Genomic DNA, 8,581 nt, shown 5'->3' with positions numbered 1-8,581 from the left:
TTCCAGGATATGTATTAATATCACCTATGGCGAAAATTCCTGGAACGCTGGTAGAGTAGTCAATCGTATTCACTTCAATAGCATTCTTATCCAGCTTTAATCCCCACTCGCTGATGGGACCAAGCTTTGGGCTCAGACCGAACAACGGAATAAGATAGTCCGCTTCTATTGTTTTGATACTATTCGATTTGTCAACAAGAGAAACTTCCTTCAAGTGTCCGTTGCCTCCAACAGCCTTTAAGTTTGTATTCAAGAGCAGGTCAATCTTTCCGGCTTTTGCCAATTCAAAAACCTTTTCAGCCGAATCGGGAGCGCCCCGAAAGCTTTCATTCCTGTGAACGAGGGTTAAATGTTTTGCAATTGAAGCCAAATGAATCGTCCAATCAAGAGCTGAATCACCACCACCTGTCACAATTAATTTTTTATCCCTGAACTGATCTGGATTTTTTACAAAATAAAGAACTCCTTTTCCTTCAAATCTATCCAGGTCAGCAATCTCTGGTTTGCGTGGTTCGAAACAACCCAGTCCTCCTGCTATGACAATCACTTTACATTGAATCTTTGTATTGTCGTCCGTAATAATTTCGAAACTGCCATCGTCATTTTTAACCACATGCGTAACTCGTTCTCCAAGGCTAAATGTTGGCTTAAAAGGTTCAATTTGTTTGGAAAGGTTATCAACCAGGTCCTGTGCTTTTATTTCAGGATATCCAGGAATATCATAAATCGGCTTTTTGGGATAGATCTCGGAAAGCTGTCCACCGATTTGCGGAAGGACATCAACCAAATGGCATCGCATTTTGAGCAGTCCTGCTTCAAACACCGCAAAGAGGCCTACCGGCCCTGCTCCTATAATGCAAATATCTGTTTGGATCATAATTTCTGCATTTATTCGTACAATAATAGTTAGTATAACAACTAATTACCATTAACGATTCAAAATTTCCAAAGTTTTCAAAATAGCGTTGCTATCCGAGATTTTTATAGATGGTATTCAAAACTTTCTTGAAATGTTGAAAATCCCTTTCAGAAAGTCCTTCCCATGCCTGTAAGCGGATGTCCTGAATTTTAGGACGAAGTTGTTCAACTTTCCGTCTTCCCTCTTTTGTTAAATCAAGCTGGAAACTTCTCCTGTCTGCAAGATTTGGATTGCGGACAACAAGCTTTTTTTCGGTGAGGAGGTCAACAATGCGTGTAAGCGTGGGATTATCTTTGAATAATAGTTCAGCCAGCTCATTCTGCTTCATCGCCCCTTTTTCATAAAGATTTTTCATCACAAGCCATTGATCTACAGTTACAGGAAAACGAAGTGTCTTAAAACGTTGCTGCGCAAATTGTTTTACTCGTCTGGCAGTTCTGTCTAGGAGAAATGAATATTCTCCATATGGCTCTTCGTGCATAAGCAATTGTTAGTATGACAACAAATTTCTCAAAAAGTCCGGCAAGAATCAAATGGCAGTCAAACCGCTACCGTGGATGTCCGGCTCATCAACTTACTATAAAGTCAGTTGAGAATCTCCGTTGCTGGGTATTATGCAAGGGTTGTGTCGAACAAGAATATATACAGTGTTATGTGAACCTTCTCCTGCTCAATCACATTATCACTACCGAAACATCATCTCAACCCTCTAAGATAAAAGGCTGGAATTGCCGCTTTGCTATCTTTCAATAAGCAGGTATAGAATTTTCAGCTGAGATGGAAATTTTAAACATAGCGTAGTGTTCAGATGATAAGGAAAAGGTGATGACAAACGTAATCAAAAAGTACCAGCAAGACATCGAAGTGGATTTAACCTTGTTCGAAGCGACACCAGGTTTACGATTCGCTTTTTTACCAAATCATGAATTGACCATTTTAACAGCAAGTGATGATATGTGTCGGTTCATTGAAACCGACAGAACGGCATTAGCCGGTGCCAGCCTTGCTCAACTTTGCGAACTCCCTTTCTTTATCGAAAAACCAGACCTGTACAAAACGTTAAATGCCTCTCTGGCTAACGTTATTAAGTACAAAATCGCTCATACCAATGACAATTTTGAATATAAGCAGGTTGCAGATGGCGGAAGATTCAACGAATTCAGGTGGAAGGCAACAAGTACACCGGTATTGAATCAACTAGGAGACATCAAGTACATAATTTTCACAGCAGAGGATTGGGACACTAAAGCTGAAACCCGTCTGCGAAAAACATTTACCATTGATACCGTCGGCGTAATCTACTTCGATCTCGATGGAGGAATTCATGACGCCAACCCGGCTTTTGAAAGGATGAGTGGCTTCACAAGAGAGGAATTTGTTTCAGGAAAAGTAAGATGGGATGAACTAACGCCACCTGAATTCATGAATGTGACGCTTAAGTCAAGACATGAATTTTTGACAAGATGGCAAAACACACCCTACGAAAAGCAATACTTTCGTCCTGATGGATCACGATGGTGGGGATTATTTGCCGGTAAAAGGTTAAGTGATAATGAATGCGTTGAATTTGTTCTTGACATTACTCCTTTAAAAACAGTTGAAGAACAATTGGAGAAGAGAGTTAAGGAAAGGACCAGAGATCTTGAGTGCCTTAACTACGAGCTACTTCGCTCAAATAATAGTCTTGAGCAATTTGCTTATGCTGCCTCTCATGATCTTAAAGAACCGATCCGCAAGATTCAAATATTTGCTGACAGGCTTCGGAAAAGCGTAGACGCAAAGTTATCTGAAGATGAAAAAAGATACCTCGACCGGATGATCAGTTCCACAACGCGAATGGGGCTTCTTGTAGATGACCTGCTTTCTTTTGCACATTTGAACTTTAAACCCGGCGGATTCGAGGAGGTCAATTTAAACGAGCTGATTAATGCGGTAATCACTGACCTTGATCTTGAAATCGAAGAACGAAAAGCTTCAATAAAAATTGAAATTCTTCCATTTGTTCGCGGACATCGAAGACAACTGCAACAAGCATTTCAAAACATTATAGCAAACGCGCTGAAGTATCATAAAGCAGACGCCACACCTGAGATTGATATTACTGTCGAAGAAGTGCATGGTGAAGATATTGCGTTCAGGAAAGTGCCAATAGATTCAAGGTACTACGTTATAAAGATAAAGGACAATGGAATCGGCTTTGAACAACAATACGCTGACCAGATATTCAATGTGTTCACCCGGCTTCATAGTACAACTCAGTTTAAAGGCACAGGGATTGGGCTTTCCATAGTGCGAAAAGTAATTGAAAGCCATAATGGATTTGTAACAGCAACAGGAAATCCTGATGAAGGAGCTACCTTCAGTGTTTATCTTCCAATTTCTAAGTGAGGACGATAAATCTTAGAATACCGACGCAAGTCTTATTGAAGTGACATATTTCTTGGCCGAACAATAATTAGCCCTTCTGTTTCTGCAATTAAAAGCAAAGTAGTAATCGAAAGCTATTCCATCCACACGATTTCATCGCCCTGTTGATACATGCCTGAAGCAAGACAACAAACCTTCAAGATATATTAATTATGATGCCTTAATTCCTATGGAGAGATATGTCAGCTAAGTCAACATTAAATTCGCTGATACGATGTTTCGTTCATGAAATCATGCACTATCTTAAGGCTGCCACCGCTTGAAGGCTTTTCGAAAATTATTAAAAGCATCTATGATTCAAAACACTGTTGAGGTTCATACAGACCGTGACTTCCTCGCTTCCATTGTTGACTCTTCACAGGATTCCGTTGTTACAATGGACCTTAATAGCATTATAACAAGTTGGAACAAAGCTGCTCAAGATCTTTACGGATACTCTGCCAGCGATGCCATTGGCAAAAGTCTTTCGTTAATCGTGCTCCCTGAAGACATCAGGCAGCTTTTTAAAGACATTGATCGCATTGCCCATAACAACGTGGTGGAGCGATTTGAAACAGTGCGACCTCACAAGGATGGGACCATGATGAACCTTGAAATTGTGTTTTCTCCTGTTCGTAATAGTTTTAATCGCATAATAGGTGTGTCATGTGTTGCCAGAAATATTACAGAGCGAAAGAGAATCCAAAAAGCGCTGCAAGAATCTGAGACCCGATTTAGGGCAATCGTAAATCAGGCAAGCGTTGGAATTTTTCAGACAGATTTAGAGGGAAAGTTGACATTAGTCAATGAGAGAACTTGTGACCTTCTTGCTTATAAACCGAAGGAACTAATTGGAAAATCAATTTTTGATTTTACCCTTGCGCAGGACTCGCATTTGCAAAGACAAATTTTTGGAACGATAATCAATGGCGGAAAGCGATTTGAGACGGAGAAGAGAGTGTTGCGGAAGGATGGTTCTGTAAGATGGGTGAGTGAAAGTGTTACCGCCATACTTGATGAACATAACACTGTCATTTCTACGATAGGTGTGATTCTCGATATTACTGATCGTAAAGAACTCGAGCACCGAAAAGATGAATTTATTGCAGTAGCGAGTCACGAGATCAAAACACCTTTAACTAGCCTGACAGGGTATGGGCAAATTCTTGAAGAGAAGTTGAAGAAAAGTGAATCAGCGGATCTACGTAACCTCGTGCATAAGCTGAATAGGCAAACAGAGAAGTTACAACGCCTTACGGCTCATTTGCTTGATACTACGCGAATTACTGAAGGAGCATTAATGCTTCATCGTGAATGGTTTGACTTAAATGGCTTTATTGCAGAAACTGTAGAGCAGTTTCGTGAAAGCTCGGCTAAGCATCAATTTGTTTTTCGTGCAGGCAATGTCGGTAAAACGTACGCTGATAAAATGCTTATTGGTGAAGTATTAAATAATCTAATTACCAACGTAATTAAATACTCACCGGAAGGAGGAAAAGTAACTCTTGCGACTCATAGGACTGCGGAAGGTGATAGCATAAGTGTCACGGACGAGGGCATAGGCATCGCAGAGACATCTCTCAATCATGTTTTCGATAGGTTTTTCAGAGTCGAGGGCGGCAATAGAGTGAGTGGCCTTGGTCTGGGCCTGTACATTAGCGCAGGTATTATAAGAAGTCATGGCGGGCAGATCAATGTAAAAAGTAAAATTGGTCAGGGATCTGTTTTTAACTTTTCGTTGCCGTTGGTGATTCAATCAGTAGACGAATCAGGAACGAACTAATACGATATTATTCCTTCAATTTTTTCTTCAAGAGTTTAGCCAGGTTACCTGGTCGTCCTTTCTAATGATGAATAATGTGCTTCTTACGAGAGGTTAATTGGAAGTTCCACAAAAAATGTTGCTCCTTTACCTAATTGACCTTCTGCCCAAACTTTACCTCCATGCCGCTCTGCAATTTTCCGGCAAAGCGATAAACCAAGACCAGTGCCCTCATACTGGTTTTTAGGATTCAATCGTGCAAAGGTTTCGAAAATTCGGGATGCATATTGCTGATCAAAGCCTATTCCATTATCTGATATGGAAACAATAATATGTTCTGATTGAGCAACAGCATCTACTTTAACCACTGGTATCACATCATTTTTGCTGAACTTCAAAGCATTATTGATGAGATTATAAAACATCTGCGTCAACAATAATTTAGATCCTCTCAAAGATGGAAGAGCGGATATCTCTATTTCAGCCTTCTTCTGTTGAATCGTTAGTTCAAGATCCGTGAGGATTGTGCTCATAATATCATTCAAATCAATCAACTCATCCATTGATACACCTGCATCCATAGTCGAGTAACTTAAGATACCTTCAATCATAGATGACATTCGGCTTGACGCGCTGATGATTTTTTCAAGGTATGACCTGCTACTGACAGTCAGTTGTGCATTTACGTCTAAACTTATCCGGTTTGCATAATTTTGAATCTTCCTTAGCGGCTCCTTCAGGTCATGACTTGCTACATGCGCAAATTGCTGCAGGTCCTGATTAGATCTTACGAGTGCAATATTCTTTTGAGCCAATTGCTCATTTACATTAGCGAGTTCCGTTGTCCTTTCGATAACAAGTTTTTGCAAATTTTCCTGTTGCGTACGTTGTTCGTGAATATCAGAATATGCGCCGATCCAGTTTATTATCGTGTTTGCATCATTTCTTTGCGGTTCTCCTTTACCAAGGTGCCAACGGTACTCGCCATTTTTGTCGCGTAGCCGGGCCTCTACTTCAAATGAGTTTCCGTTTGCCAGGCAAACTTTCCAGGCCCTAATGACAGCAACATTATCATCCGGATGGACAAGCTTTTCCCAGGCACCCTGAGATTTTGGGTTCACTAGAGAGTACTCCTCCCATTTTCTGGAAGCATATACGAAGTTACCTGCTGCATCCGTCATCCAAACCAATTGAGGGAGCGTTTCAGCCAGAGACCTGAACCTTTCTTCAACAGTTTTCTGATCGGTGATATCAATACTGATCCCTGTAAGTGTAAGGGGCATTCCATTTTCATCGTAAAAGAATTGCCCGACAGATCTTATCCATCGGATTTTCCCATCCTTTACCCTTCGTATGCGGTAGAGGTTTTCATACTGCGTTTTCTCCTTCTCAGCAACAGCCAGTTGTCGGAAGGCTTCCTCTTTGTCTTCTGGCAGAATGATTCCATGCCAGTCTTCATATGTTAAATCTTCCCTTTGCTCATCATAACCCCATAAACGTTTATGAATATTGCTCCAATCAAGTGTTTTTGTTTTAGGATTGAAAGACCACGTACCCACTTCGGCTGATTCCGTTGCGATCCGAAGCTTTTGCAACGTCTTCTTTAACTCTTGCTGTGCCTCTTTAATTTTTTCTGTGGCGAGCCATTCCTCATGAACATCGACAACCGACCCAATGTATCCCTCGAAGTTCCCATAACGATCAAACCTGGGAACTCCTGAGTCAACGTTCCACCTGTAATCTCCCTTTCTTGTGCGAAGTCTGTACTGCAGCGTGAACGCTTCTTTCCGTTCATTGGCTTGCAAAAAAATCTTTGCTGCATTCTCTTTGTCATCAGGATGCGTAGTCTCAAGCCATCCAAGCCCTAATGCTTCATCTTTCGTTTGACCAGTATATTCGAACCATCGGCTATTGAGAAACGTACAATGAGCGTTTTTATCCGTAATCCAAACAGTACCCGGAAGGGTATCGATCATGTGTTCAAATTCTCTTCCACTTTGAATCACATGCGCTTCTTTTTCCTTTCTGTCCGTAATATCCTGGAAAATATCAACCGCCCCTGCAAAAGCTCCGGCCTCATCAAATAATGGCTCAACGGTTACGGACGCAAAGAATTTGCTTCCATCCGGCCTCTCAACAAGTACCTCAACATTTCTAAATGATACTTCAGATTTTAAGGCCCTTGCCATTGGCGTCTCTTCAGGCGCAATGAATTTGCCTTCCAAAGACCACACTTTAAAGCAAGCACAAAACTTCGTGAAGGATTCCTGCATGACGGGCTTCAAGCCCCACAATTTTTCGGCAAAGGAATTAAAGTACGAGTGATTTGTAGTTATCCTCGGAAATACGGGCTCCATGACCCTTGTCATCGCTTACTGCGCCTTCGTTAAGTACGGTCATGTGGTGATTTTGTATCCTTCATCTTTAATTCTGATTATCCCCAACCAGTTTTTGATGACTTGCCAGACACATGATTAACATCAAAAGACTATCATTGGTTACAATCATGGAAGACTTTTTCCTCCTCTCATTTTAAGAGCATCGACAAAGTACGCTAAATAAATAAGGCGATAAAAGTGTAAAAAGTCATGCCAGGGAATAATTATTTATTTTCATTACTTAAGGCAATTGTAACGCATCAACTTATAAGGGAAGAAACTCTAACATCTTCTACCTTTTTCAATTTGGGAAGATAATTCCATCACATCGTTTTACAGAATTATTCGAGAAGAAATCACGGACGCGCAGTAATTAACAACTAATGTTCATGCTAACCTGCTTATTCACGTTTTAATACTTCAGCGGGGTTTTGTTGTGCAGCTTTCAGGGTCTGTGCACCGATCATAATAAATGCAATGACCAACACAGCCAGCAGCCCAGCGAATAGCTCAGCAAAACCGATCGGCTCATGAAAAGGGAATTTTGTGAGCACCATCTTCTCAAAGAAGAGATACGTTACTGGGATGGCTATCAGTGCTGCTACTCCAAGCAGAGACAGGAATCCCCGGCTGAGTAAGAACACCAGGTTACCAGCGTGTGCTCCCAGAACCTTGCGTATGCTGATTTCTCTTAGCCTGGCTTCTGTGGTAAAGATTACCATGCCGAGCAGCCCCACAGAAGCGATGGAAATAGCGATGAAGGAAAGGAACCCAATCACTTTAATCATCGTGGAAAGTTCGTTGTAGGCATCTTCAATTGCCTCATCAAAGAACTGAGCCTCTAATGGATGAACAGAATCATGTTTCTTCCAGAGCAATTCAATCTTTGCCATCGTGGCCGGCATATCTGTACTTCGTATTTTAACGTTCAAGATGGCCCGTTCTCCTGGGATCCAAAACATAAAAGCGGTTGGCTCAATGAGATTGTCAACCTTGCCATAGTGAAAGTCTTTCATTACGCCTACAATCGTCATTCTGCGTTCGCGTATTCCAAAACTTTTGAAGATTACCTCCTCCCCGATTGCTTTCTGCGGATCATTGGAAGCTATATTTAAT

General features: G+C 41.2%; 6 protein-coding genes. 2 read left to right on the top strand and 4 right to left on the bottom strand.

Going from position 1 to position 8,581, the window contains the following annotated elements:
• A partial coding sequence (locus KK060_RS24120; protein WP_254157724.1) for an NAD(P)/FAD-dependent oxidoreductase occupies positions 1–877 on the bottom strand: 877 nt, incomplete at its 3' end.
• 91 nt (positions 878–968) lie between these two features.
• On the bottom strand, positions 969–1,400 hold the full coding sequence (locus KK060_RS24115; protein ID WP_254157722.1) for a MarR family winged helix-turn-helix transcriptional regulator: 432 nt from the start codon (positions 1,398–1,400) through the stop codon (positions 969–971).
• A 344-nt stretch (positions 1,401–1,744) separates the two neighbouring features.
• Here KK060_RS24115 and KK060_RS24110 point away from each other — a divergent pair, with 344 nt between their 5' ends.
• Entirely contained in the window at positions 1,745–3,307 is a 1,563-nt protein-coding gene (locus KK060_RS24110) for a sensor histidine kinase (RefSeq protein ID WP_254157720.1), read from the top strand.
• Positions 3,308–3,638: 331 nt separating this feature from the next.
• A complete protein-coding gene (locus KK060_RS24105) occupies positions 3,639–5,108 on the top strand; it encodes a PAS domain S-box protein (RefSeq protein ID WP_254157718.1) in 1,470 nt (489 codons plus the stop codon).
• An 83-nt stretch (positions 5,109–5,191) separates the two neighbouring features.
• Here the strand turns inward: KK060_RS24105 and KK060_RS24100 are convergent, their stop codons facing one another.
• Both KK060_RS24100 and KK060_RS24095 read right to left on the bottom strand, forming a co-directional pair.
• Positions 5,192–7,444: a PAS domain-containing protein gene (locus KK060_RS24100; RefSeq protein WP_254157716.1), complete on the bottom strand. Its 2,253-nt coding sequence runs from the start codon at positions 7,442–7,444 to the stop codon at positions 5,192–5,194.
• A gap of 422 nt (positions 7,445–7,866) precedes the next feature.
• Positions 7,867–8,581 (bottom strand): ABC transporter permease (locus tag KK060_RS24095; RefSeq protein WP_367397540.1); only part of this gene is annotated, 715 nt, incomplete at its 5' end.

Origin of the sequence: Chryseosolibacter indicum (genome assembly GCF_018598585.1) — a bacterium.
Lineage (GTDB): Bacteria > Bacteroidota > Bacteroidia > Cytophagales > Cyclobacteriaceae > Chryseosolibacter > Chryseosolibacter indicus.
This window is presented reverse-complemented; position numbering and strand designations above follow the sequence as displayed.